Annotated in this window: 2 protein-coding genes; one reads left to right on the top strand and one right to left on the bottom strand. The window is 45.7% G+C overall.

Annotated elements, in window-relative coordinates:
• Positions 1–319: chromate transporter (locus tag B4J23_RS07875; RefSeq protein ID WP_291359808.1), on the bottom strand; the 319-nt coding region annotated here is incomplete at its 3' end.
• 121 nt (positions 320–440) lie between these two features.
• Here B4J23_RS07875 and B4J23_RS07870 point away from each other — a divergent pair.
• The coding region (locus B4J23_RS07870; RefSeq protein ID WP_291359807.1) for a patatin-like phospholipase family protein at positions 441–1,156 on the top strand (716 nt) is incomplete at its 3' end.

Genomic DNA, 1,156 nt, shown 5'->3' with positions numbered 1-1,156 from the left:
TATGGAAATAGTACTGACCAAGTACGGCGATCAAGCTCATCAAAAGCGCTGAAGGTAAGGTAAACCCAAGCCAGGCCATGAATGCTCCAGCATAACCCCTTTGCAGATAGCCAATTGAAAGGCCTACCTGGCTGCTGCTTGGGCCGGGCAAAAGCTGCGCTAATGCAACCAGCTGACCATATTGTGTCGCATTTAACCACTGTAACTGGTCGACAAATTTACGGTGAAAAAACACCAGATGTGCTGCCGGTCCACCAAATGCCATACAGCCCAGTTGCAGGAAGGTGAGAAAGATCCGGTACAGTGAAGGTGTATTCATACAGTGGCTGAAAATTGAAAGACATTAGTGCAACTGTATGACAGTTTTACGAAATTCTACAGATTATTTAAGCATGTGTTTATACACTATGTTGCTTTAACAAAATGAGGACGTGCTCTGCATGCAGAAATATGTACTGAGTATATTGGCGATGACAATGGTAGGTCTGAGCGGCTGCCAAACGGCATCCGGTTTTAATCCATCTAACTCTAGTCATAAATCTGCCAGTTCAGTAGCAGAAGCCCAGGCACGTCCAAACCAGATCAATTTCCGCAAAATCAAGCAAACAGAAAACCGTCCAGTGATTGCACTGGTTCTTGGCAGTGGCGGTGCGCGTGGCTATGCGCATATCGGTGCGATTGAAGTATTAGAACAGGCAGGCATACAACCTGACTTTATTGTGGGAACCAGTGCAGGCAGTATTGTTGGTTCCATTTATGCCAGTGGTAAACCAGCGATTGAACTGCGTAATATTGCATTAAGCATGAAAGCGACTGATGTTCGCGACATCAAGCTGGACCGTAAAGGCTTTTTTGATGGCAAAAAAGTTGAAAATTATGTGAATTTACAAGTCGATCAGACACCTCTGCAAGCCATGAAAATCCCGATGTTTGTGGTAGCCACAGCCTTGAAAGAGGGCAAGCGCGTAGTTTTTAATTATGGTAATACCGGTCAGGCAGTGCGTGCATCCGTTTCTATTCCAAGCATGTTTATTCCGACTGTTATCCAGAAAAAGGAATATGTGGATGGAGGGCTGGTCAGTCCAGTACCGGTCAAAGTAGCTCGTGAGTTGGGCGCTGATATTGTCATTGCTGTCGATATTCTGGCGCAGCCGAT

The sequence above is a fragment of the Acinetobacter sp. UBA3025 genome (assembly GCF_002367915.1).
GTDB lineage: Bacteria > Pseudomonadota > Gammaproteobacteria > Pseudomonadales > Moraxellaceae > Acinetobacter.
The sequence above is the reverse complement of the archived record's forward strand: the minus strand, read 5'-3'. Positions and strand labels throughout refer to the sequence as shown.